General features: G+C 44.4%; 23 protein-coding genes. 16 read left to right on the forward strand and 7 right to left on the reverse strand.

The genetic code is table 11. The features are described 5' to 3' along the window. Position 1 precedes the first annotated feature (1 nt). Positions 2 to 1,483 (forward strand): M12 family metallopeptidase, encoded by a 1,482-nt coding sequence (locus EGI32_RS12385; protein ID WP_255155674.1) that lies wholly within the window; start codon positions 2 to 4, stop codon positions 1,481 to 1,483. Between the two features lie 204 nt (positions 1,484 to 1,687). After that, on the forward strand, positions 1,688 to 1,969 hold the full coding sequence (locus EGI32_RS12390; protein ID WP_255155675.1) for an HNH endonuclease: 282 nt from the start codon (positions 1,688 to 1,690) through the stop codon (positions 1,967 to 1,969). Positions 1,970 to 2,060: 91 nt separating this feature from the next. Here EGI32_RS12390 and EGI32_RS21360 read toward each other — a convergent pair whose 3' ends face one another. Next, the gene (locus EGI32_RS21360) at positions 2,061 to 2,750 is read right to left on the reverse strand and encodes a response regulator transcription factor (protein WP_255155676.1); all 690 of its coding nucleotides are present in this window, start codon (positions 2,748 to 2,750) and stop codon (positions 2,061 to 2,063) included. Between the two features lie 5 nt (positions 2,751 to 2,755). Beyond that, on the reverse strand, positions 2,756 to 4,255 hold the full coding sequence (locus tag EGI32_RS12400; protein ID WP_255155677.1) for a cell wall metabolism sensor histidine kinase WalK: 1,500 nt from the start codon (positions 4,253 to 4,255) through the stop codon (positions 2,756 to 2,758). A gap of 128 nt (positions 4,256 to 4,383) precedes the next feature. On the opposite strand from EGI32_RS12400, the gene EGI32_RS12405 reads away from it, so the two are divergent. Then, entirely contained in the window at positions 4,384 to 5,586 is a 1,203-nt protein-coding gene (locus tag EGI32_RS12405) for a redoxin family protein (protein ID WP_255155678.1), read from the forward strand. Positions 5,587 to 5,726: 140 nt separating this feature from the next. Here EGI32_RS12405 and EGI32_RS12410 read toward each other — a convergent pair whose 3' ends face one another. Then, positions 5,727 to 6,200 (reverse strand): Lrp/AsnC family transcriptional regulator, encoded by a 474-nt coding sequence (locus tag EGI32_RS12410; RefSeq protein WP_255155679.1) that lies wholly within the window; start codon positions 6,198 to 6,200, stop codon positions 5,727 to 5,729. 115 nt (positions 6,201 to 6,315) lie between these two features. Here EGI32_RS12410 and EGI32_RS12415 point away from each other — a divergent pair, with 115 nt between their 5' ends. From EGI32_RS12415 to preA, 8 genes are all read left to right on the forward strand, one after another. After that, on the forward strand, positions 6,316 to 7,773 hold the full coding sequence (locus EGI32_RS12415) for a CoA-acylating methylmalonate-semialdehyde dehydrogenase (protein ID WP_255155680.1): 1,458 nt from the start codon (positions 6,316 to 6,318) through the stop codon (positions 7,771 to 7,773). Between the two features lie 127 nt (positions 7,774 to 7,900). Further along, a complete protein-coding gene (locus EGI32_RS12420) occupies positions 7,901 to 9,259 on the forward strand; it encodes an aminotransferase class III-fold pyridoxal phosphate-dependent enzyme (RefSeq protein WP_255155780.1) in 1,359 nt (452 codons plus the stop codon). A 27-nt stretch (positions 9,260 to 9,286) separates the two neighbouring features. After that, entirely contained in the window at positions 9,287 to 10,777 is a 1,491-nt protein-coding gene (locus EGI32_RS12425; RefSeq protein ID WP_255155681.1) for an NCS1 family nucleobase:cation symporter-1, read from the forward strand. Positions 10,778 to 10,869: 92 nt separating this feature from the next. Further along, positions 10,870 to 12,252 (forward strand): dihydropyrimidinase, encoded by a 1,383-nt coding sequence (gene hydA / locus EGI32_RS12430; protein WP_255155682.1) that lies wholly within the window; start codon positions 10,870 to 10,872, stop codon positions 12,250 to 12,252. Positions 12,253 to 12,322: 70 nt separating this feature from the next. Further along, positions 12,323 to 13,189, forward strand: a complete 867-nt coding sequence (locus EGI32_RS12435) for a nitrilase-related carbon-nitrogen hydrolase (RefSeq protein ID WP_255155683.1) — start codon at positions 12,323 to 12,325, stop codon at positions 13,187 to 13,189. 66 nt (positions 13,190 to 13,255) lie between these two features. Next, positions 13,256 to 14,608, forward strand: a complete 1,353-nt coding sequence (locus tag EGI32_RS12440) for an NAD(P)-dependent oxidoreductase (RefSeq protein WP_255155684.1) — start codon at positions 13,256 to 13,258, stop codon at positions 14,606 to 14,608. 5 nt (positions 14,609 to 14,613) lie between these two features. Next, complete coding sequence (locus EGI32_RS12445; protein WP_255155685.1) at positions 14,614 to 14,988, forward strand: GxxExxY protein; 375 nt, start codon at positions 14,614 to 14,616, stop codon at positions 14,986 to 14,988. Between the two features lie 138 nt (positions 14,989 to 15,126). Continuing rightward, positions 15,127 to 16,395, forward strand: a complete 1,269-nt coding sequence (preA, locus tag EGI32_RS12450; protein ID WP_255155686.1) for an NAD-dependent dihydropyrimidine dehydrogenase subunit PreA — start codon at positions 15,127 to 15,129, stop codon at positions 16,393 to 16,395. 65 nt (positions 16,396 to 16,460) lie between these two features. Here preA and EGI32_RS12455 read toward each other — a convergent pair whose 3' ends face one another. Next, entirely contained in the window at positions 16,461 to 17,156 is a 696-nt protein-coding gene (locus EGI32_RS12455; RefSeq protein ID WP_255155687.1) for a T9SS type A sorting domain-containing protein, read from the reverse strand. 402 nt (positions 17,157 to 17,558) lie between these two features. On the opposite strand from EGI32_RS12455, the gene EGI32_RS12460 reads away from it, so the two are divergent. Next, positions 17,559 to 18,110, forward strand: coding sequence for a ferritin (locus EGI32_RS12460; protein WP_255155688.1), 552 nt, complete (start codon positions 17,559 to 17,561; stop codon positions 18,108 to 18,110). A gap of 81 nt (positions 18,111 to 18,191) precedes the next feature. Here the strand turns inward: EGI32_RS12460 and EGI32_RS12465 are convergent, their stop codons facing one another. Then, positions 18,192 to 20,468 carry a M1 family aminopeptidase gene (locus EGI32_RS12465; protein ID WP_255155689.1) on the reverse strand — a complete coding sequence of 759 codons (2,277 nt, stop codon included), beginning with the start codon at positions 20,466 to 20,468 and terminating at the stop codon, positions 18,192 to 18,194. 107 nt (positions 20,469 to 20,575) lie between these two features. On the opposite strand from EGI32_RS12465, the gene EGI32_RS12470 reads away from it, so the two are divergent. After that, the gene (locus tag EGI32_RS12470; RefSeq protein WP_255155690.1) at positions 20,576 to 21,814 is read left to right on the forward strand and encodes a M20 family metallo-hydrolase; all 1,239 of its coding nucleotides are present in this window, start codon (positions 20,576 to 20,578) and stop codon (positions 21,812 to 21,814) included. Between the two features lie 279 nt (positions 21,815 to 22,093). Here EGI32_RS12470 and EGI32_RS12475 read toward each other — a convergent pair whose 3' ends face one another. Continuing rightward, the gene (locus EGI32_RS12475; RefSeq protein WP_255155691.1) at positions 22,094 to 22,564 is read right to left on the reverse strand and encodes a PA2169 family four-helix-bundle protein; all 471 of its coding nucleotides are present in this window, start codon (positions 22,562 to 22,564) and stop codon (positions 22,094 to 22,096) included. A 443-nt stretch (positions 22,565 to 23,007) separates the two neighbouring features. Here EGI32_RS12475 and EGI32_RS12480 point away from each other — a divergent pair, with 443 nt between their 5' ends. Further along, positions 23,008 to 23,586, forward strand: a complete 579-nt coding sequence (locus tag EGI32_RS12480; protein ID WP_255155692.1) for a peptidylprolyl isomerase — start codon at positions 23,008 to 23,010, stop codon at positions 23,584 to 23,586. 51 nt (positions 23,587 to 23,637) lie between these two features. On the opposite strand, the gene EGI32_RS12485 is transcribed toward EGI32_RS12480, so the two are convergent. Next, positions 23,638 to 24,075: a hypothetical protein gene (locus tag EGI32_RS12485; RefSeq protein ID WP_255155693.1), complete on the reverse strand. Its 438-nt coding sequence runs from the start codon at positions 24,073 to 24,075 to the stop codon at positions 23,638 to 23,640. 197 nt (positions 24,076 to 24,272) lie between these two features. Here EGI32_RS12485 and EGI32_RS12490 point away from each other — a divergent pair, with 197 nt between their 5' ends. Next, entirely contained in the window at positions 24,273 to 24,587 is a 315-nt protein-coding gene (locus EGI32_RS12490) for a DUF2752 domain-containing protein (protein ID WP_255155694.1), read from the forward strand. Continuing rightward, positions 24,584 to 24,931 (forward strand): TM2 domain-containing protein, encoded by a 348-nt coding sequence (locus tag EGI32_RS12495; protein WP_255155695.1) that lies wholly within the window; start codon positions 24,584 to 24,586, stop codon positions 24,929 to 24,931. Before EGI32_RS12490 ends, EGI32_RS12495 begins: the two co-directional genes overlap by 4 nt. The last annotated feature ends 4 nt before the right edge of the window (positions 24,932 to 24,935 follow it).

Here is a 24,935-nt window from a genome sequence, read left to right on the forward strand (position 1 = left end):
CATGAAATCATTTCTCATTTTAAAGTTTACCCTGCTGCTTTTTATTAAAGTATCGTTTGCCCAAAACGGGTATGTTCAAAAGACCTTTCAGTTGCCGATGAGTAATGAGGCGAAACCGTATTTTGTAAAGCTGGTGGGCACGGATTATTTATTGAATGGCGATATCGTGGTGGGCAATACGCTTCAGCACACACGCCTTTATCAAACCAGCGACCGCAATAGTTTTATCTGGCCCAAGGGAAATGTGCCGGTTGAAATTGATGAGAACATACAACAGACCAGCAGTGTAAAGGATAAGAGCAATATGAGCCTGTACGACCATGTAGTGAGGGCTATATCATCGCTCAACTCTACCAACCTGCGTATAGTGCGGCATACCAACGAAAAAGATTATATCCGTATAAAGATGGTGGGGCCACAGGATCTGGGATATAACGGTGGTAGTTCGCCGGTAGGCAAACAGGGAGGGGAGCAGGTAATAAAAGTAACTTACGATGTTACCTCCAGGGTAATTGCCCACGAGTTGCTTCATTCGCTTGGGTTCTGGCACGAGCAAAGCCGCTACGACCGCGATAACTATATCGTGATTGATACTTCCAACATCGAGGAAAAGAACCGGCACAATTTCCAGATAGAACCCGGTACCCCTTTGGGTGAATATGACTACAAATCTATCATGCACTATGATGCATATGGGTTCGCGAAAGATCCGGAGAAACCTGTTATCAGGTGCAAGAATGGCAATACCATAAGTGATTGTAAATTTGGCCCCGGACCTTACCTTTTTAGCGATGCTGATATTAAAGCCATCAATACGGCGTATTATTTTAACGCCGGGTTGGCCAAAGCGGTTTACAGGGAATATATGGTAAAACCTGCCGGTACGGCATTTCAGAATAGCACCGGCAACCAGGACCGGCTCACCAACGTGGGGGTTGTTCCCATCACCACAGGCTGGTATAAAATAAAAGTTAACCAAACCGGCAAATACCTTGCCATCGAAGGCATCAGCATGGATAATGGAGCACGGCTGGTGCAATGGGATTTTGTAGACCAGGGCAACCATAAATTTTTCGTGCAGGAATTGGGTGGCGGCGACTACCAGCTGAGCGCCTTGCACAGCAATAAATATATCAATGTTGCGGGGCAATCCAAAGCAGATGGCAGTGCGGTGATCCAGTGGGACTGGGCTAACCAGGATAATGTAAAGTGGAAAATTATTTACCGGGCAAAGAATGAAGGCGGCCTGGGCGGCTGGGAAATCAAAAATAAAAATTCCGGTTCACCCTTGTGCCTCAACAACATGTTCAGTAAAAACAACGGTGAATTTTTTATTGTTAAAAACCCTGTATACGAAGATGGTGCTTATGAACCTGTACAAACCTTCAGCTTTGAACGCATCACTGAGCAGCAACCTAAACTACGAGAGGAAAAATTGTATGAAAAATCGCCGGGGATGTTGAAGCAGGTAAAGAAAAATTAGGAGCCTGCATCATCACTCCGGGGTTTGAACCACAGAGACAGGAAGGGCACAGAGTTACACAGAGAGGTGTAGGATGAGGTATTCTCTCTGTATAATGCTGTGCCCTTCCTGTCTCCGTGCATGCCCCGCCGAATGGCTGGGGGCTCAAATCGGTTTTACCAATTGCCCCGCAAAGGATATATTTGCTGCTCAACTACCATCAACATGTCTGACACAAATAAATGCCCGCTCTGCAACCGCGAATTGGCCGAACCCATCGTTCGCCACCACCTGATACCCCCGAGCAAAGGCGGCAAGGATACCGATACGGTACTGATGCATAAGATTTGCCAGGCCAAAGTACATGCCGTGTTTACAGAAACAGAACTTAAGAATTATTATAACACGGTAGAGCGGCTGAAAGAGCATGAAGACATCGCCAAATTCATCAAATGGGTGAGTAAAAAGGAAGGCGGTTTTTTTGATACCTCTATTAAGAAGAAATAAGCCTTACGTATGAGTTGACTACTTACATGAGTTGTCAACTCCCGGGAGTTGTTTAAATAGGCGTGTGGGCTTATGTAGTGCCTGTTGCAGGTTACCAAACCAGCTTATATCCTACTCCGCGGGCATTGATGATCTGCACCCGTGGATCCTGTTTTAGTAATTTTCTGAGGCGGGTAATGAATACATCGAGCGTGCGGGCATTAAAAAAATTATCATCCCCCCAAATGGAGATCAGCAGCTGCTGCCTGGGAAGCAGTGTTTGAGTGTGTTGGTACAGCATCCATAAAATTTCGCTCTCCCTGGCGGTCAGCTTGCAAATTTCTGTACCGAATATTAATTGTTGCTTTACCGGATCAAAATGGTATTTTCCTATTTGCGCCGTGGTGGGCAGTGCCGCATATTCGGGCAGGCGGTTAAGGCCTAAGAGCGCCTTCATGCGTACTACGAGCTCCAGCATGCTGAATGGCTTTTTTATATAATCATTGCCACCGCTTTCAAAGCCTGTTACCACATCGTGCGGCATAGTTTTGCTGGTAAGAAATAAAACGGGTAAGCGAAGATTATTCAGGCGCAGCTGACGGGCAATTGTAAAACCATCCATGCCGGGCATCATTACATCTAAAATGGCCAGCGAAAAGCTTCCGTTGAGCAACAATTCAAGGGCTTCATTTCCATTGGTAACATGCGTTACGGAAAAGCCGCTTACAGTAAGGCTTTCGGAGATAATGCTGCCTAAAGATTCTTCATCTTCCGCTAATAATACAGAGGGTGCTGTTGTCACTGGTTTTAATTGACAGGTAAAATAATCCGGAATATTGTTCCCCGGTTTTGTCCGCTGCTCACATGAATGCTGCCATTGTGTTGTTCAATTATCTGCTTTGCATAAAATAATCCAAGGCCAAACCCTTTTACGTTCTGAATATTCCCGGAGGGAATACGGAAAAATTTTTCAAAAAGCCGGGGTAAATGTTTGGCATCTATTCCGTCGCCATTATCCTGTACGGCTATCACAATATGGTCATCATCGTCCTTATGCACCGAAAAGCTAAGGTGCAGTTTTGCCGGAACATATTTTATGGCATTATCCACTAAATTATACAATACATTTTTAAGGTGTGTTTTATCCGCTACCACGCTGATGCCGGGCGGCTGGCATTGAAGGGAGCAGGAGAAGGCGGCGCCTTTTATTTCGAATGCCTGTATCAGGTGTTCGAGTAATTGCTTTACCGCGATGGGTTCTTTATGAAGTACGATGCGCTGTTGTTCGTATATGGACATATCCAGCACTTTTGAAACAATGTCATCCAGCCTTTGTAATTCTGTACGCGATATATCGAAGTAACGCTCTGCCTTATCCGCATTTGCAAGCCCTTTAAAATATTGTAACCCGTCTATAGCAGCAGTAACGGTAGCTATGGGGGTTTTCAGTTCGTGGGTCATATTGCCTATGAAATCATTTTTTAATTCATGCAGCTGCTTTTGCTGTAGTATGGTGCGGTACATCCTGTACAGGCAATAAAAAGTTAAGGATAACAATAACACTGCCATCAGCAAAGCCATGCCTACCCTGCTGAATAACAAGGCGGCCGGGTTGTACGCGCTGGCCGTAACAACATATTTTTTATGCGTATCATTTACTGTGGCGTAGTTAATGCTTACCGGCCTTGCGTTGAAAGCGTTTCGTGTACCCGAAACCGGTAGCGGGTTCCTGCTGGTATCTGTGTAAGTGATTATAAAAGGCGACCGGATGTTCCTGCCGGATAATTCTCTGGCAAAGATCTTTTGCAGGTATACACTATCCACGCTAAGGTGCTTCATCTTTTCTGACCAAAGGGTTCCGAATTTTTGTGTGTAAAAGAAAATGATGTCATCCTCTACATTTTTAATCACGTTGTTAAGAACATAATTTTGAATGATGAGCTTTTTTTGCCCGCGGGTTAATTCAGGTCCTATCGGAATATCTTCATTGCTCCAGGAAGAATAATCTTTCCTGTTTCCTGCATCGTACATATTTATGATCCATTTGCCTTCTTTTTTATTATACCTGGTATTAATATCTATAAGCGTGGTGTCCGATAATATTTCTTCAAGATAATTTTTCAGCACATCCTTTCTTTTTACCAGCTCGCTGTCTACCGATGCCTGAAGGGAATAGTCTACCTGCCGCTGAAGAATATCAGCAGTATTCTGCCATTCCTTATGTATCCAGTATGCCTGAAGGACAAGCAGGCCAAGGCCTGCAGCGATAGCCAACACGAATAATCTTCTTAATGATGATGCGCCCATAAGATGCAAATGTATCCAGCCGGGATGTAACACGGGTATTTCATTAACAAACATTAACACACATTCGTTTGCATTAACCGTCATTGGGGATAATTGCCGGTAATTTTATTTCATAAAAAAAACGATATATGAAACTGATGGTAACCATTTTATTGACTGCCGGGTATATGGCAGCCGGCGCACAGGAACTACATGTAGGGGATAGACTGCCGGAAATTAAGATAAAGAATATGATTAACGGCCCGGGCAAAAGCCTGTCTGTCGGGCAGCTGAAAGGCAAAGTAACCATTATTGACTTTTGGGCTACCTGGTGCAGCCCCTGCGTTAGTGCCCTGGGCAAACTTGAGCAATACAAGCGGCAGTTTGGAGATAAACTCGTTGTACTTGCCCTGTCTGATGAAGCAACCGGCAGGCTGAAGCAGTTTATTCATAACAGGCCTGTGGGCCTTTTAGTGAGTAACGATACTGCCGCAGGCCTGCAAAGGATTTTTCCGCATCGTATCATTCCACATACGGTATTGATTGGCATTGACGGAAAAATTAAAGCCATTACCGAGCCGGATAATATCACCCCGGAAATAATAGAACTGGCACTAAACAATGCGCCGTTTGATCTTCCGTTGAAAAACGACCTGATTAATTTCAGCGTCGAAGAGTATTTTAAAACAGATACTACCGCACAGCAATCTTTTCGTATGCTTCCGCCGGTGGAGGGTTTTGGCAGTATGAGCAGGCGGTACCCGACAGGTTTTTTTAAGGACAGGCGGATGACCATGGTGAATATGACCATGGACGGCCTCTACAGGCTGGCCTATGACAGGTCTTATTACCTGCTTAAAAATGAATATGATACAACCGTGCGTTCCTACAAGGATGAAAAAAAGTATTGTGTCGATTTTTGGCTCCCGGTGGGGCAAAGCGACCAGTTACTGCCTTATTTTCAGCAAAAGCTGAAAGAACAGTTTTTGGATGTGGAGGCGGTGCCGGAAAAAAGAAAAATGAAAGTGCTGGTAATAAAGGCAGACAGTACAGCCAGCCAAAAATTAAAAAGCTCCCGCGAATCAAACAACCTGTTTAACGCCGGTGGAAGCCATTTTGAAGGAAATGGTGTGAGGCTGCAATCGCTGGCAGAATATATAGAAGATTTCGGGTTGTATGCGGGTAAAGTGATGGACGAAACAGGCTTAACCGGCAGGTACGATATCTTTTTTGAATGGCAGCCGGAAAAACCAGCTTCCCTGAAAGCAGCTTTTGCCAGCCTTGGCCTGTATTGGGAAGTTGCAGAAAGAGAAGTGGAAATAATGGTGCTGAAAAATAAAAACAACCGGTAATTCAATCCTTCAAGTGTGCAGGCTTCTATTGATGCAGCCTGCACACTTTATATATTTCCGGGCCCGCGGCGGGGTAGGTTCAAGAGGTTCAAGAGGTTCAACAACGTTTTGAACCTCTTGAACCTTTTAAACCTTTTGAACTATTTAAGCAGCTTCAGATCCGGCTGCGCATACTTGTACACTTTAAAATAGATCGTCGTCTTGGTCTGGTTTACTCCTTCTATCTTGCTGATGTCGTTTACGAAATTCACCAGGTGATTGTTATCACGGCACATCACATCCACTTCCAGGTCGTAGTCGCCGGAAGTCATGGCCAGGAAACTGACTTCGGGTAGTTTCGCGATTTTTTGCGCCACTTTCTCCTTGAGCGTAGCCGGCCTTACATACACCGCTATGTGCGCATAACATCGAAAGCCCACTTTGTCGGGATCCACCCTGCCGATGATGTTGATGGTGCCATCTTCTATCAGTTTGTTGAACCTTGTTCGTATAGTACCGATCGATACTTTCAGGCTTTCAGCGATCACGGTGAAAGACATCCTGCCATCTTTTTGCAGAAAAGATAATATCTCGAAGTCAAGGTCATCCAGCGTTATAGTATCATTTTGCGCCATTTTAGATAGTCAGGATTTATTTCGAAAAATGAAAATTAAATTTATTTTGTATTTTAAAATACATTATTTTTAGTTTTAGCCTAAAATAATGCAAAATCTTTAGTGCGGTAAAATTATGAAATATAATGCAATTCAAAATTATGTTGGTGGAAACTTCACAGATGCTTCTTCCGGCAGATCGATGGATGTGATATCTCCCATTGATGGTAATCATTTATCTACGGTGCCTTTATCGTCGTCCACCGACCTGGATGCTGCGGTAATGGCCGCAAAAAAAGCATTTCCTTCCTGGAGCAAAACGCCCATTAAAGAAAGGGTGCAGGTGTTTTTTAAATATAAGACACTGTTGGAAAAAAACCTGAAAGAGCTGGCGGAATTGTGCAGTGAAGAAAACGGGAAAACCTATAGTGAATCGGTTGCAGAAATAGAAAAATGCATCGAGCTTACGGAGTTTGCTACGTCGCTGCCCCAACTGGTTACCGGCGAAATACTTGAAGTGAGCAAAGGCGTGGAATGCCGCACGGAGCATGTACCGCTTGGTGTGGTGGCATCCATCGTGCCCTTCAATTTTCCAAGTATGGTGCCCAACTGGACCTTACCCAACGCCATCGCATTGGGCAATTGCATGATCATGAAGCCATCGGAAAAAGTGCCGCTCAGTGTAGGTCGGCTGGCGGAATTACTCAAAGAAGCAGGTTTGCCGGATGGGGTGTTTAATGTGGTGCATGGCGATGTAGAGATCGTGAACGCAATCTGCGATCATCCGGATATAGAAGCGGTGTCGTTCGTAGGTTCTACCAAAGTGGCGAAGATCGTTTACCAGCGTGCCACTTCAAATTACAAACGTTGCCTGGCATTGGGTGGAGCAAAAAATCACCTCATGGTGTTGCCGGATGCGATACCGGGAATGACGGCGCAGAATGTGGCGGCCAGCATGAGTGGCTGTGCAGGCCAGCGTTGTATGGCAGCGAGTGCTATGATAGGTGTAGGAAATGTGGATGCCATCATTGATAAGATCTGCGAAGAAGCAAGAAAAATAGTGCCGGGCGAAAACCTGGGAGCCGTGATCAATAAAGAATCACAGCAAAGGATCGAGCGATTTATCAGCGAAGCGGAAAAAGACGGCGCGAAGATCCTGGTCGATGGCCGTAATACAAAAGTGGCCGGTAAAGAAAACGGAACGTACGTTGGGCCAACGGTGATTGATTTTGTAAAGCCGGGAATGAGCGTCGCTACCGAAGAGATTTTCGGGCCGGTGATCTCCATCATGCGAACCAATACGGTAGATGAAGCCCTGGCAATTGAAAACGCCAATCCTTATGGAAATGCAGCCAGCGTATTTACGCAGAATGGTGGTATGGCACGCTACATCATTGATCGCGCCAGCGCGGGAATGATCGGTGTAAATGTCGGCGTACCCGTTCCCCGTGAGCCTTTCAGCTTTGGCGGCTGGAACGAAAGCAAATTCGGCGTAGGCGATATCACCGGGAAAAGCTCGATAGAATTCTGGACGAAATTAAAAAAATCAACCACCAAATGGAACGCGGAAGCGGGAGTGAACTGGATGAGTTGACCCCTGACCCCTAAAGGGGCAACTAAGATTAAACTTTTAACATCAATGAACTTTTTTAAATATTGTTATGTCAAATACAACTTTAATACAAGAGCAAATCAACAAAACTAACAAACCAAATCCCCCCTTGGGGGGTGGGGGGGCTGGAGCTGCAGTTGTCAAGGACAATATGGATTATACGCTCTTCAGCTGGAGCAAACAAAAAGGCCATAACCCCATCGCGGTTAAATACGCCGAAGGTGTTTATCTCTATGATTACGATGATAAAAAATACATCGACTTCAGCAGTGGATTGATGAACGTAAACATAGGCCATGGCAATCAGCGTATAACCCAGGCCGTTATGAAGCAGATGCAGGAAGTAGCTTATGTTACGCCGAGTTGTGTTACAAAAGTGAGAGGAGAGTTGGGCAAAAAACTGGCGGAAATTTGCCCGGGAGATCTCAACAAATCCTTCTTCACATTATGCGGTGCCACCAGTATCGAAAATGCCATCAAGCTGGCGCGGTTGTATACAGGCCGTCATAAGATATTAACGCGTTACCAGTCTTATCACGGTTCTTCCAATGGCGCTATGACCGCCAGCGGTGATCCACGTAAGCTTCCGGTAGATAGCCAGCAGGCGCCCAACTTCGTACACTTCGATCTGCCTTATTTGTATCGCTGGGAATATGGCGAGGAAAATTTGCTGAAAGAAACCGTCGCCAGCCTCGAAAGAGTGATCGCTTACGAAGGCCCTGCAAACATTGCGGCAATTTTACTGGAGGGCGAAAGTGGTTCTTCCGGTTGCCTTCAATATCCGAAAGGATACCTGAAAGCGGTTCGGGAGATCTGCGATAAAAATGGTATATTACTCATCATGGATGAGGTGATGAGCGGCTTTGGCCGTACCGGTAAATGGTTTGGCTTTGAAAATCACGGTATCATCCCCGATATGATAGCGATGGCAAAAGGGCTTACCTGCGGATATCTCCCATTCGGCTGCCTGCAGGTGAGTGATAAGATATCAGCGAAATTTGATGATACGGTATTGGCGCTCGGGCTCACGTATTCCGCTCACCCGGTGAGCTGCGCTGCCGCACTCGAAACATTGAAAATTTATGAAGACGAAGGCCTGATAGAAAACACGGTTGCGATGAGCAAATATGTAAACGAACAGGTGGAGCTATTAAAACAAAAACACCCCAGCATCGGCGATTTCAGGAATACAGGGCTTTTAGGTTGCATCGAACTGGTGAAAAACCGTGACACGAAAGAGCCGATGGCTCCATTCAATGCAAAGCCGGACGAAATGCTGGTGATGAATAAAGTGGCCGCAAAGATCCGTGAACTGGGCATGTATACGTTTGTGCGCTGGAGTTATATATTTATTGCACCGCCATTGTGTGTTACCAAAGAGCAGATAGATGAAGGGCTGGCTATCATAAGTGAGGCGATTACTATTGCTGATGAAAGCCTCCCCAACCCCTCCAAAGGAGGGGCTTAACCACCATATTTCAAGACCCGGATGTTAATGCCTGACTCAACAGCTAAAATATTGACCGCTGCCAGTTCCCCCTTGGGGGATCAGGCGGCTTCATCCCTGATCAACGAGGATCTTGCGCCCATTCCGCAAAACAAGCGGAGCTGGGGTACATGGAACTATGCGGCCCTGTGGATCAGCATGTGCCTGTGCATTCCTACGTACCTGCTCGCGGGTTCGTTGATAAAAGGCGGGATGAACTGGTGGCAGGCGATCCTTACCATCCTCATTGGAAATGTAGTGGTGTTGATCCCCATGATATTGAATGGCCATGCCGGCGCTAAATATGGAATTCCATTCCCCGTTTTTGCAAGAGCGAGTTTTGGTACAAAAGGCGCCAACATCCCGGCAATGCTCAGGGCGATAGTAGCCTGCGGTTGGTTTGGTATACAGACATGGATCGGCGGCGACTCCATTTACAAGATGCTCGTGCTTTGGTTCCCTTCTCTCGGCACATTACCACAGATCTTTCCCGATTCATTCGGCCTGGCAACCGGCCCGGCCATCTGCTTTTTTCTCTTCTGGCTGCTGAACATGTGGGTGATCTACCTGGGTGTCGACAGCATAAAAAAATTACTGGTCTTCAAAGCATTCTTCCTGCCATTGGCTGCACTGGCGCTGCTTTTCTGGGCAATATCATCCGCCAATGGGTTGGGGAATATATTAAATCAAACATCTTCCTTTGTTTCTTCAAAAGAATTCTTCAGGTTCTTTTTTCCGGCACTAACCGGTGTGGTGGGCTTCTGGGCAACGGTTTCGTTAAACATCACTGATTTTACGCGTTATGCAAAAAATCAAAAAGCGCAGATCAACGGACAGATCATTGGCCTTCCCCCGTCCATGACATTGTTTTCTTTTATCGCCATCGTGGTTACCCTGTCCACCACCATCATTTACCAGAATACCATCTGGGATCCCATGGAACTGGCAGGGCATTTTACCAATAAACTACTCATCAGTTTTGTGATGGTCGCCATCGCGATCTCTACACTTGCTACCAACATCGCAGCAAATATTGTGAGCCCGGCAAATGATTTTGCAAACCTTGCTCCCGCAAAGATAAATTTCCGCACCGGCGGATATATCACCGGCATCATCGGCATACTGATCTTTCCCTGGAAACTGATCGCCGATCCCAATGGTTATATTTTTACCTGGCTCATCGCATACTCCAGCCTGCTCGGTCCTGTTGGAGGCATTATGATAGCAGATTATTTTTTTATCAGGAAACAACAGCTTGCAGTAGATGAATTGTACAGCCACAAAGGAATGTATGGATTTGGCAACGGCTACAACAACGTAGCGTTGATCGCATTGGTGCTGGGTATATTGCCCAACGTTCCCGGTTTTCTGCTGCAGATAAAAGTCATCTCCGCCACCGCATTTCCCCAGTGGATTGCGCATTTATATAATTATGCGTGGTTTGTGGGTTTTGCCGTGAGTGGAATAGTTTATTGGCTCTTGATGAAAAGAAAAAGTTAACCGGCATATTTTTCCTGATGAAAATGTTTCAAGGAAAGGCGCAGAGAAAACAAAGGGCAAAGAAAGAGAAAAAAGCAAATAAAAATTATGGTATGTCAGTATTGATCAAAAACGGAAGGATTATAACAGCTACGGACGATTATATCGCCGATATTTTCATTGAAGGGGAAACCATCAGGTCTATCGGGAAAAAACTGGACGTGAAAGCCGATAAAGAAATTGATGCTACAGGTAAACTTGTTTTTCCGGGTGGCATAGATCCGCATGTGCATCTCGATATGCCATTCATGGGCACTTTCAGCAGCGATAGTTACGAAACCGGCACCCGTGCTGCATTGTACGGCGGTACTACCATGCTCATAGATTTTATTTTACAAAAACAAGGCAATACCCTTAAAGATGCTTTAAAAGAATGGAAAGGCAGAAGTGATCACAATTGCGTGGGAGATTATAGTTTCCACATGGCCGTTACGGATTTTAACGACAACACCAAAAAAGAGATCCGCCATTTTATTGAAGAAGAAGGGATCACTTCGTTTAAAACCTTCATGGCTTATAAAGGTGCATTGATGATCGATGATCGCCAGATGATCGGGTTGATGGAAGAAGTGAAACAGCATGGCGGGTTGATAAATGTACATGCTACTAATGGCGACATGATCGATTACCTTACTCAAAAAAACCGGGAAGAAGGAAAGCTGGCTCCGCTTTATCATTATCTCTCGCAGCCCGAAGTGACGGAGGCCGAAGCCAGTGAACGTTTTGTAGACATGATCAATTATACAAAATGCCCGGGCTACATTGTACACCTTACCTGCGAAGGTGCACTGAATGCAGTTCGCAACGCCACCCGCCGCAATCAGAAAGTGTTTGTAGAAACCTGCATACAGTACCTGATCCTTGATGCATCCTTGTATGAAAAAGATTTTGAAGGGGCCAAATGGGTGATGAGCCCGCCGCTCCGCGAAAAGAAAGACCAGGAGACTTTGTGGGCGGGCATCAATCAGGGTATTGTAAATGTGGTGGCCACAGATCATTGTCCATTCATGTGGGAACAAAAACTGATGGGACGTGATGATTTCAGTAAGATACCAAATGGGCATCCGGCAGTAGAAAACAGGATGGAGCTATTGTATAGCGAAGGAGTAGCGAAAGGCCGCATCACGCTCAACAAATTTGTGGAAGTTGCGTGTACAAATCCGGCAAAAATATTCGGCATGTTCCCCCGCAAGGGAACGATCGCTGTCGGGAGCGATGCAGATATCGTGCTCTTCGATCCCAATGAAAAACATTCACTCTCTGCGGCTACACACCACATGAATGTAGATTATAGTGGCTATGAAGGCTGGGAAGTAACAGGCAAAGTGAAAACGGTTTTGTTGCGTGGTACGATCGCTATTGATAATAACGAATGCCTGATCGGTAAAGGGTTTGGTAAATTCATTAAAAGAAATAAGGTTTCACAGGTAATTTAATTTCACTCTGGAGAACTCTGCGTAAACTCCGTTTTCTCTGTTCTCTGCGGTAAAAAATCAAATTTTACAAATGCCAAGATTAGTAAAGTCAGGACTCATTCAGATGTCGCTTCCCAAAACGGAAGGCGAAGGAACGATCGCGGAGATCATGCAGGCGATGGAAGAAAAACACATTCCGTTGATTGAAGAGGCGGGCAGACAAGGTGTGCAGATATTGTGTTTCCAGGAAATATTCAACACGCCGTATTTCTGTCCCGGGCAGGATGCGGCCTGGTACGCTTCCGCAGAAACTGTTCCCGGGCCAACCACTGACCGTATGGCTGCTTACGCAAAAAAATACAACATGGTTATCATCGTTCCTGTTTATGAAAAAGAACAGGCCGGGGTGTTGTACAATACAGCAGCAGTGATAGATGCCGATGGCACTTATCTCGGCAAGTACCGGAAGAATCATATTCCGCATACGGGCGGCTTCTGGGAAAAATTCTTTTTCAAACCCGGAAACCTTGGTTATCCGGTATTTGAAACGAAGTATGCCAAAGTGGGAGTATACATCTGTTACGACCGCCACTTCCCCGACGGGGCAAGATGCCTCGGGCTGAATGGCGCGGAAATAGTTTACAATCCTTCGGCGACAACTGTTGGCCAGTCGCAGTATTTATGGAAACTCGAACAGCCTGCACATGCCGTTGCTAACGGTTATTTTATGGGATGTATCAATCGTGTAGGTACAGAAGCGCCATGGAACCTCGGCAGGTTTTATGGCACTTCTTATTTTGTAAACCCTTTGGGGGAGATCATCGCAAGCGCATCGGAAGACAAAGACGAATTGCTGGTGGCAGAATTTGATCTCGACGTGATTGAGCAGGTACGCAGCAAATGGCAATTCTTCCGCGATCGTCGTCCGGAAACTTATGGAAAAATAACAGAATTATAGTTTAGAGCTTAGCGTTTAGGAGTACTTAAATGCTAAACTCTAATCTCTGATCCCTAAACTTTTTATATGATTAAAGCAAACAGACTTTCACCTGAACAATACCAGGAGAATTTCTCTGATATTCATCCGCCTTTCGAAACGAAGGATGCAGCTATTGTGGAAGCCAACCGTTGTCTTTTTTGCTATGATGCTCCTTGTATCAAAGCATGTCCGACCAGCATCAACGTGCCAAAATTCATCAAGCAGATCGTGACCGATAATGTAAAAGGAAGTGCGCATACCATTTTTCTATCCAACATAATGGGGGCGGGGTGCAGTAAAGTTTGCCCGGTAGAAAAATTATGCGAAGGCAGTTGCGTTTACAACCTGATGGATGAGCCGCCGATACCGATCGCGAAACTTCAGCGATACAGTACGGAGATCGCTATGAAGAACAAATGGCAACTGTTTCAACGTAAAGAAACCACAGGCAAAAAAGTAGCGGTGATAGGTGCCGGGCCGGCAGGATTGAGTTGTGCGCACATGCTTAGCCGTGAGGGGGTGGATGTAACGGTCTTTGAAAAAGAAAAACTCGGTGGCGGACTGATGACTTACGGAATTGCCGCATACAAAGTGACGCCACAGTTTTGCGAAGATGAAGTGGATTATATCACCTCCATCGGCGGAATTTCCATAAAATACGAACAGGAACTGGGAAGGAATATTACCCTGCAGGAATTGCGGGAAAAATTTGATGCCGTTTTTTTAGGGTTCGGAGTAGGCCTTGCACGGCAATTGGAAATTCCGGGGGAGGAATTTGAAGGAGTAGAAGATGCGATCAGTTTTATTTATAATATCCGCAACAAGGGTTTTGAAAATGTTGCCGTAGGCGATAAAGTTGCGGTGATCGGAATGGGCATGACGGCCATTGATGCCGCTACGCAGGCCAAACGCCTTGGAGCAAAGGAAGTAACGATGCTCTACCGGCGTACGCAGGAAGAAATGCCCTGTACCCAGGCCGAACTGGATATTGCAAAACTCGATGGCTGCAATGTGATCTGGCTGACTGCGCCAAAAGAAATACTCGGTACGGAGGGCAAAGTGACTTCACTCATCGCGGAAGTGATGGAATTAGGGGAGCCCGATGCAAGTGGCCGCCGTTCGCCGGTTCCCACCGACAAACAATTTATCCTGGAAGTGGATATGGTGATAAAAGCCGCAGGGCAAATGCCGTACGAATACGTGGTGATGAAACATCAGCTGGAAAATAAAAATGGAAAGATCAGCGTAAACAATGCTGCTACAAACTTAGAGGGCGTTTTCGCCGGCGGCGATTGTGTGAACGGCGGCAAAGAAGTAGTGGATGCAGTGCAGGCAGGAAAGGATGGAGCAACAAGCATTCTCGAATACATTGCCACGAATGCACGAATGAAAAGTTGAATCTAATGACGGATATTTTATATAAGGATGAATATTATCAGATTGTTGGATTGTGCATGAGAATACATAATGAGTTGGGGCATGGATTTTCTGAGATAGTTTATAAAGATGCTTTAACGATTGAACTTCTTTCGAATAAGATATTTTTTGAAAGAGAAAAAGAATACCTGGTGCATTATTTCGGTGTTCCATTAGAGCATACTTTTTATGCCGATTTTGTTGTAATGGAAAAAATAATATTGGAGATAAAATGCGTAAAAGGATTAACGGACGAACATATATCGCAGGCGATAAATTATTTGAAAGTCTCAGATTTAAAACTTGCCATATTGATAAATTTCGGCAGAGATAAGTTAGAATGCAAGAGAATACTATACTAGGCGTAAACATATTTCCAGGAATGCACGAATAAATACCAGGAAAAAATAATTATCATAATAATATATACTTAAATAAATAGTCACTCATAACGAATTTATAAAATATTATTCGTGCATTCGTGGCAAAAAAATAGCAACATGGCAGACATATCTTCAGATTTTCTCGGCATCAAATCTCCCAATCCATTTTGGCTGGCGAGTGCACCGCCGACGGATAAAAAAATCAATGTGCTCCGTGCATTCGAAGCAGGGTGGGGCGGAGTAGTATGGAAAACATTGGGCTCGCAGGTGAAAAATGTTTCATCGAGGTATTCGGCGGTAAATTATGGCGGACAAAAAGTGATGGGCTTCAACAACATCGAGCTCATCAGCGACAGGCCCCTGCACATCAACCTGCGGGAGATTGAAGAATGTATAAAATTATTCCCCGACAGGGCGATGGTGATTTCCCTCATGGCCGATAACGACCGCGATAGCTGGCATGAGTTGATCAGGAAAGTGGAAGATACCGGTGCTCATGGAGTTGAATTGAATTTCGGTTGTCCCCACGGAATGACGGAACGTGGCATGGGAGCGGCTGTAGGGCAGGATCCGGAGATAGCGAAAATGGTAGTGGAGTGGGTGATGGAAAAAGCGACGATCCCTGTCATAACCAAACTGACGCCCAATGTTCACTCTGTGGTGCCAACCGGTAAAGCAGTAGTGCAAGCAGGAACGAATGGCCTGTCGTTGATCAATACCATACAATCTGTTACCGGCGTGGATCTTGATACATTGGTGCCGAATCCTTATGTGGCCGGCAAAAGTGTTTTTGGGGGGTATTGTGGCCCGGCTGTAAAACCGATCGCGTTGAAATTCCTGACCACCATTGCACAAAATGAAGTGACGAATAAAGTGCCGATATCTGGCATCGGTGGCGTAAGCACCTGGAAAGATGCCGTGGAGTTCATGCTGCTGGGCGCTTCCAATGTACAGGTATGCACGGCGGCCATGAAACATGGTTTCCGCATCGTGGAAGATATGTGTGAAGGGATGATCAACTGGATGGATGATCGCGGATTTAAAAAGCTGGATGATTTTATCGGGAAGTCGGTAAACAATATCACCCATTGGGAAGACCTGGATATCAATTATCACCACATCGCTCATATCAACCAGGATAAATGTGTGCACTGCGGACTATGTTATATCGCCTGTGAAGACACGTCACACCAATCGATCAACCTCGAATATGGCAAGCCATATAATACTTATACCATCAAGGAAGAAGAATGTGTGGGTTGCAATCTTTGCCAGCTGATGTGCCCTGTTACGGATTGTATCACAATGGAAGAACATCGCGTAGCGCCCGAATACCTCAACTGGAAACAGTTCCAGGAGAAAGGGTTGCCATTGAATGATCATTAAATAATGGATAATGGATAATTGACAATAGTTCCTTTGGATAGAAAATACTATTGGTTATTGTACAATCATTCTGCAATAAAATTCAAGGATTGTGATTTGTTGGTTTTTGCGTCAGTTATTTTTATTACATAATGTCCTGCCTGCAACAAATTCAGGTTGATTTTTTCCTGTGAACTTTTATTGTTGATATGCCTTATTTCCGACTGAACCAATTTGCCTGAAATATCATAGATTTCAATGTACTGATCGCTCTTTACCAGGCTATCCCATTTAATAGTAAGAAAGCCGGCAGCTTTAGCAGGATTTGGATAGATGAAAATGATGTTATCTTTTTTGACAGGAGTGGCTGCTATCTTTCTAGCTTTCTTTCGATAATATGAAGGTGATATGCCCCCCACAACTACTACTTCAGTCAGTTTTTCAAAATTCCTCTTAAGAGTGATTACAATGCTATCTTCTGTTTTTGGTAAAGCGATTTGTGTTTCGAAAAATCCATAGGCATTTGCTGAAAGGCTGTCAAAGTCATTTTTAATTGAGATGGAAAATTTTCCATAAAAATCCGAAACAACGATATTCTTCGTGCCAGAAACGCTTACGGTTGCAAATGATATAGCATTCGAACTGGAATCTTTTACTATCCCCGAAATTACCCGTTGTGTGTTTTCTGCCTCAACAAGTAAATTCTTTTTGAATGGAAAGGCCTCTGTTTTTATCAGCGGCAATGAATGTTTACCCTGTGCAGATGCTTTAAAAGAAAACAATAAAGCAGGTAACGTGAATTGAAAGAAGTATTTCAGAAAGTGGATCTTTTTTGCGGGGATCTCCAGTTCCTTATCCAGCTGATGCCGGTACAATCTGCCGCATACATTTTCCTTCTTATTCTGGAAAAAATTGACCAGTTGCTGATCCGTCATCCGGGTAAAATCTATGACAGTTTTTTGGCAAGAATCACAAAAGCGGCCATCCTGCTGCGGGGACATAGCATCCCAGTTTTCGTGGCATTTGCCGGGAATATCAAGTTTCAGGGCTTTAGGCATAATTATTTTTTATGACAATGAAGATGTTTTTTTTGTTGCTTTCCATATGAAGCTATCTTGTATGCCCATGTTTTTCTTTTTTGGTTTGATTTGTGTATTTCATTTCTAAATTAAAATCTTAATGGTATGAACACGAACAGGCTTTCACCCGCAATAGAAGCAGCGCTTAACGAACAGATGACCAGGGAAGCGAGCGCTTCCCAGATATACCTTGCATATGGCTCCTGGGCCGATGCCAACGGATACGGAGGGATATCCAATTTTTTATTCCGGCATGCGCATGAAGAAAGAAACCATATGATGAAGATCCTGGAATATATTCTCAAGCGTGGCGGTAAGGTAACTATCACGGCTATTCCTGCGCCGCCATCTGATCCGACAAGTGTAAATAATTGTTTTGAAAAAGTTTTTCAGCATGAAGTAGATAATACAACTTCCATTTATAAGATCGTAAAGCTGAGCCACGACCAGGAAGATTGGGCTACATGGAATTTCATGCAATGGTTTGTAAAAGAACAGACAGAAGAAGAAAATCTCGCTATCAGCTTGCTGGATAAGATCAAGATCGCCGGTGGCGAAAATGCAAAAGATGAGGCATTGTATTCATTGGATCGCGACCTGGAGACCACACCTGATGATGCAAGATTAGCTCAGGATGTGACCACAGATAACCCATAGGTTTTACATAAAAAAGCAAGAGTGGCAAAGAATATTCCTTGCCACTCTTGCTTTTTTCTTTGCGCCTTTGCGTGAAATTTTTTATTTATTCTTGATCAATTTTACTGTCATCGTTTTTCCCCGCTCATCCTGCACATTTAAAAAATACGTGCCCGCGGCAAATTTTTGGAATACAGGTAGTGAGAATTTATTTTCTCCCGCATTCAACAACCTTGTTTCGCTGTGAACTTTTTCTCCTAAAGCATTTGTAATCCAGATGGTTGACCTTCCCTGAGTTGCAATTGTTACCGAAAGGTTCAATGGCCCCGAAGATGGTATCGGGCCTGCTTTTACAGAGAATGCAGGCTGGCAGTAGCCTTGTAATTTTAGAATATTACTGTAGGAAAAATCCCCGTTTTTATCCATCGTCTTTAACCTGAAATAGTAAGTGGTAGCCGACGGTAAGGAATAATTTGAGTTGTAATCTGCAGACAAATTATTTTTTGCAGGAACAATTGCTGCAGTTTTAAAAACACTATTGTCTATGCTGTATTCGAGCGTGTAACCAGCTACGTTTATTTCATTAGCTGCAGACCATTTTAATAGCGCATTACAGTTTTTATCAACTTCGCCTTCAAATTTTACCAGTTTCACTGGCAACACGGTCCCGGCATTGATGATGCTGCCGGTGGTGTTCAACACCCAGTTATTGGGATCTACGATGATACCTGTCGGGGTCTTGTTGTAATTGAACCTGAAAGTCTGGTTGTTTGCCGTGAGGTTCACTTTTACAGTAGTATCACCTGCAGCTGATGTGATGGTGAATTCGTACAATCCTTTGAAGAAAGGTGTGATCGATGGAGCGCTCACCGTTTGATTCACGATCAAAGCGATCGTGCCCGTTCCTTCTTTCAGGAAAGTGATGTTAAATGTCGGGTAACCTTCACCGTAATACCATTGATTGAAAAAGTCAGTAAGGTTTTTGCCGCTGGTAGCTTCCGCAATATTTTTAAAATCGGTGGCAGTAGCTACATTATATTTATAGGTGTCCTGGTAGTTCTTTAACGTCTGAAAAAATAATGCATCATTCTGCATTTCGAAGCGCAGTGTGTGAATGATGGCGGCGCCTTTATTATAACTCAGCCTGCTGCTGAAAATCCTGTTTTCGTCGAAGATAGAAGCCTGTGGAACATACACGCTCCCGGTAGCAGACGACAACACATTGGTGTGCATACTTTGCATATATGCTGCTGCGGTAGTGGTAGTAAACAACGCCGGTAAGGTTTCTATCGCCAGATATTCGCTGTAGGTAGCAAAGCCTTCGTTCAGCCAGATGTCATTCCAGGTGGCACAGGTAACGTGATCGCCAAACCACTGGTGGGCTAGTTCGTGTGCGATGAGGGTAGAGCCAAAACTATTCATCGTGCTCATCGTCTGATGCTCCATGCCACCTCCGATAGAAGCATGTGCATGGCCATATTTTTCATTTTTGAAAGGATATAATCCATACAGCTCACTGTATTTTTCAATGAAAGCCGGGGTCTTGTCAAGATTCGTTTTTACCGAATTGAAATAAGTGGGATTGTCTACGATGTAATGCTGTACCAGGATCGAATCGGGGGCCATCGCTGCCGGCTTAGCATAATTTTTATATTCCATATAGTTTCCAATGGAAAAACTGGGCATGTAATAACTCATCCCATAATTGGTTTTCCATTGAAATTGCTGGCGGTTGCCCGAAAGTGCCACTACGGTCTTTAATGTTCCGTTGGAACCAACCCTGTTGTTCAGGCCGGTTGTGGTGATCCAGATATCTGCGGAATCTATCTTATCGTACAATAATTGTTTTGCAGGAAACCATTCCCTTGCCTGGTAACTTTCGGAAAGTGTTGCGGTGTAAGAAAGCCCGTTGCTGGCAACCGTACCTGCATAAACACCGGCGCTGCTGGCTGTGCCATTGTAAAATATTTTTGCCTGCACCATTGTGCCTGCGGCCAGGGCTGGGGCGATAGGGATGAAGATATGATCCTGCCCGCGGGTGAACGGTAATTTAATACCATTGATGAAAACGGAATCCACGATCATATTGCTACGCAATTCCGTTACAAATGAATCCAGTGGTTGCAGCACTTTTGCTACAGTTAACGCACTGCCGGAAATATACCTGCTACCCGGCTCGGCACTCAGGTCGAGTTTGAGATATTTTACATCATATTTATCCATGGTGGAATATTGCAGAAAGTCTGCAGTGGTGCTGTTACTGCTGCTGCCCTGGTGAAAAATGCCCTTCCTGCTGCATTCATGGATCGTTTCTTCCGTCTGTGCAAAACCAACTTGTATAAACAACACATTCAAAAGAATAAATAAAACTGCTTTCATGTAAATTTTTTATTATTTTCAAAGGTAGGTGGACTGGATATATAATAATTGTTTTTGATAGAAAATACCACAATTTACAGCCACATCACCTGGTAAAAGTGTTTGTTATGAAAATTAATGCAACCCGCCTTGAACAGCATTTTGAAGCTATGAGCCTGATCGGTAAGATCGGCGAAACGGGCACCTGCCGGCCGGCACATACCGCTCTTGAAAAACAGGGGTTTGAACTGGCAGCCTCCTGGATGCAGGAAGCCGGCATGACAACAAGGATAGACAATTTCGGTAATCTCATCGGTACGCTTAAGGGGAAAGACCCCTCGCAGCCTGTATTGATGATGGGTTCACACCTCGATTCGCAGCCATATGGCGGAAGGTTTGATGGCGTGGCAGGCGTTCTATGTGCCATTGAAGTGGTGACCACGCTTTCGGAAAATGGTATTCAGCCCGACCGTACGATAGAAGTAATTTCTTTTGCGGATGAAGAAGGCTGGCGTTTTAACAAAGGCCTTTTCGGATCAAGGGGCATATTAGGGAAACTGGAAGAGGGAGAATTGCAGCGTGCCGATAAAGACGGCATCACCAGGGAACAGGCATTGAAAGACTTCGGGTGTGATACCGGCAAATTTGGTGAAAGCGAATACGCGAAAGGCCGTATTTTTTGTTTTCTCGAATTACATATTGAGCAAGGCCCGGTGCTGGACATTGCACTAAAACCTGTTGGTATCGTTACAGGCATATCCGGGCCTCTATGGCTAACGGTTACGCTTAAAGGCATGGCAGGGCATGCAGGCTCTGTGCCGATGCCGCTTCGGAAAGATGCATTGTTGGGTGCTGCGGAAATAGTAGTGGCTTTGAATAAGATCGCCACACAGGTGCCTGGCAACCCTACTGTAGGAACGGTAGGTACGATGAATGTGTTTCCTGCCAGCAGGAACATCATAGCCGAAGAAGTGACTTTTACAATCGACTTACGCGATATCGACCTCGGCAGGCGGCATCGTTACGAAAAACAATTGATGGAAGAAATTGAAGCGATCACCCAAAAGCATCAGCTTACGTACACTATTTCGGAAGATACCAACAGCGAACCGCGGTACTGTGCCGATTGGATTAAAGATATTATCCGGTCAAATTGCGAAAAGCAACAGCTGGAGGCGCCAGAACTGATGAGCGGCCCTTTTCATGATGCCCTGGCTTTGTCTTATGCGTGTGATTATGGAATGATATTCATCCGGTGCAAAGATGGCATCAGCCACAATCCGCTGGAATATGCCTCTTACGAAGATCTGTCAATTGGGGCCGAAGTGATGTACGGTACGGTCCTGGATATCCTTGCGAAAGTTTAAAACGTTCAAGAGGTTCAAGAGGTTCAAGAGGTTCAAGAGTTCAAGAGTTCAAGAGTTCAAGAGTTCAAAAGTTCAAAAGTTCAAAAGTTCAAAAGTTCAAAAGTTCAAAAGTTCAAAAGTTCAAAAGTTCAAAGGTTCAAAAGGTTCAAAATGTTCGAACCCATCAGGCTTTCAACAACTTTTTGAACTTTTGAACCTCTTGAACCTTTTTAACCTTTTAAACGGTTCACAAAAAAGCCTCCCGAAATTGGAAGGCTTCTTGTTCAAGCTATGCACTCATCAAGCGTTTACTGCTTTATGTGCATCTCTAAGTTTTTTGATCGTATCGTGCGATGATTTCAGATCTGCTTTTTGTGAAGTGATCAATTGCCTCGTATCCGCACTCATTTCGGCATCGGAACCCAAAGCATCACGATAAGCTTTTTGTGCAGCATCTTCACCATACTCACAGGATTCCAGTGCACTCTGGCGGTCATTGCCCGTAAATGTTGCTTTCACATCCATCCACACCTGGTAAATTTTTCCAAGGCCGGTATTTCCTGTGGCTATTTCTCCACCCAGGCGGGTTACTTCTTCTGACAGTTCGGTTTTGTATTTGCGGCTGTCATCGGCCATTTTACTGAAAATAGCCTGCAGATCCACATCAATATCTTTGGTTTCATTTCTGGCTTTTTCATAACCTGTGATCCTGTCGTTGTTGATAAGGATAAGGTCGTTCAGCACTTCTACTAATTTGTCGTTCGTTGCCATGGCGTTTTCTTTTATGTTTTAATAAATTGGTTAACATCCTTCCGGGATTCATGTTTAATATCCGGATTGTTATGCTACATCAGACAATTCCCACGCCATAACAAAAATGAATTTTTATTTGCACCGTAATAAGCGATTTTTTAAGTGTAAATCACCCATAATTCAACTATTTGAAAGAAGTATTTAGCTTTTTTAAAACAGCATATCCTGTAGAAAAATTTCCCAAAAGTGAACAATTTTCGCTGCAAAAAAAAGCACCCCGATAACCGGGGTGCCGCGTGGATAAGCATCTTCAAAGGTTTTTCTTTAAAAGGAGAACGATCCGGTCAATATTCCTTCTTTACTTTCTTGAAAAAACATGACTTCATAAAAACAGTTTGACGTGGAGATGCAGCCATGTCATGGATTGCACACGTCATTTATTTAGTAATTAAATTTGCCTTATGAAAAAGATCCTTCTATTTGTTATCATATGTTCAATTGCTTCCTGTACGGCAAAAAAATACAAAGAGCCGCACGTACTCATCAGCACTACCGCAGGCGATATTGAAGTAGAACTTTACCCGGATAAAGCACCGAAAAGTGTTGCGGGCTTCCTGTCAAATGTGGATAAAGGCATCTACAAGGACGCGGCTTTTTACCGGGTATTAAAAAATGAAGACCTCGATGCCGATCACAATGAAGGTTTGATACAGGGTGGGGTTTACAAAACAGATCCTTCAAAGGCCACGCAGCCATTCATCGATCATGAATCGCCCAGACAAACAGGCTTATCGCACACCAGCGGCGCCATTTCACTGGCACGGACCACCCCGGGCTCAGCCAGCACGGAATTTTTCATTTGCATCGGCAATCAGACCCAATTCGACAGCAGCAGACGAACCAATCCTGATGGACTGGGCTATGCGGTCTTTGGAAAAGTATTTAAAGGGATGCCCGTGGTGCGTTCCATCCAATCGGGAAAAAATAAGGGCGACCAGATGATCGATTTCGTTAAGATACTTGATATTAAAAGGTTGTAGCAATAAAAAACGGGAAGTGTTTAGCTTCCCGTTTTTATTTTAAAAAATTATTTAGTAAGGCTGCACATATCTTTTTCCGAAGATCAGCACGTTGGCCCGGCCTTTTAAGATATTGCCGGTTGAGCGGAATTTGAAATCCACACTCCTGATCGACTTGCCTTCCGGCCCCAATTCAATTACGCGGCTGTATTGATCTGCAACAACCTTATCATCCATGGTCGGAGAAAGTTTATCTCCATTCTGGTACACAACTTTGAGATCCTTGATATAGATATCTTTTTTCTCCACTTTAAACCGGATGGCCGTGTATTTGTTGGTATTGTAAACGGTCACCACATCCTTATCGCGTACAAAATTCACTTTTTGTTCGCCCAGCAGGTCCCAGCCTTCTTCGATGGGAATACTTTTACGGGTGTTGCTGCAGGAGATATTGGCCGCCAGCGTAAGGAAGGCAAGGGCAGCGATCATTAATTTTTTCTTAAGCATCATAATCTTTTATTTATAAGGTGTAGGTTTTGTTTCCATGTTCTGCCATTAAGCAGCAAATATAACTGCTATATCTGGATAACATGTCTGTCCACTAAAGACTGCCCGGGAACACAAAGTGTTGCTCAAAAAACAAAAAAATACATATCAGAAATAAAAAGTATTTTAGCATAAACAATCAACTGCTTAATAACCAACGTTTGAAAAAAAGTATTATCAATATTTCTTTTCTTTTGGCCTGGCTCAAAAATAACCTGGAACTTGTATTCTGGGGCGCCGCCTTGCCGGTGCTTTTTTTCATGAATACAGATTCAGCCTCCTCTTCGTTGTGCCTTTTTCGCTTTGCAGGATTTAACAGTTGCCCCGGTTGTGGCATCGGGCATAGTATTCACGAAGCGCTTCACCTCAATTTTGCCCGTTCGTTTTCGGAACATATTTTTGGTATTCCCGCGGTGCTGATCATTTTGTACCGGATAAAACAACTTCTTTTTACCCCAAAACAATTCGCCTCATGAGTACAGTATTAGCAACTTCCATCCCCGCAATAGAGCCAGATGAACTGGCTTACCTACAGGCTTTCACCAGCGACCTGAGTGAAGAAAAACTGAAACTTTTCATTTCTGTGTACAATGGGAAAAGACAAAAAACAGAAACCGTCCTCATCTGTTGCCTGCTTGGTTTCGTTTGTGCTGCAGGTATTCAGCGCTTCATCACCGGGCAGATCGGAATGGGCATCCTGTATTTTTTTACCGGCGGGCTTTGCCTGGTGGGAACCATCATTGATACGGTGAACCATAAAAAACTGGCTTTCGAATTCAATCAACGTATGGCAGTAGAGTCTATGACATTGATAAAATAGTCTT

This window comes from Ferruginibacter sp. HRS2-29 (assembly GCF_024343615.1).
Taxonomy (GTDB): domain Bacteria; phylum Bacteroidota; class Bacteroidia; order Chitinophagales; family Chitinophagaceae; genus Ferruginibacter.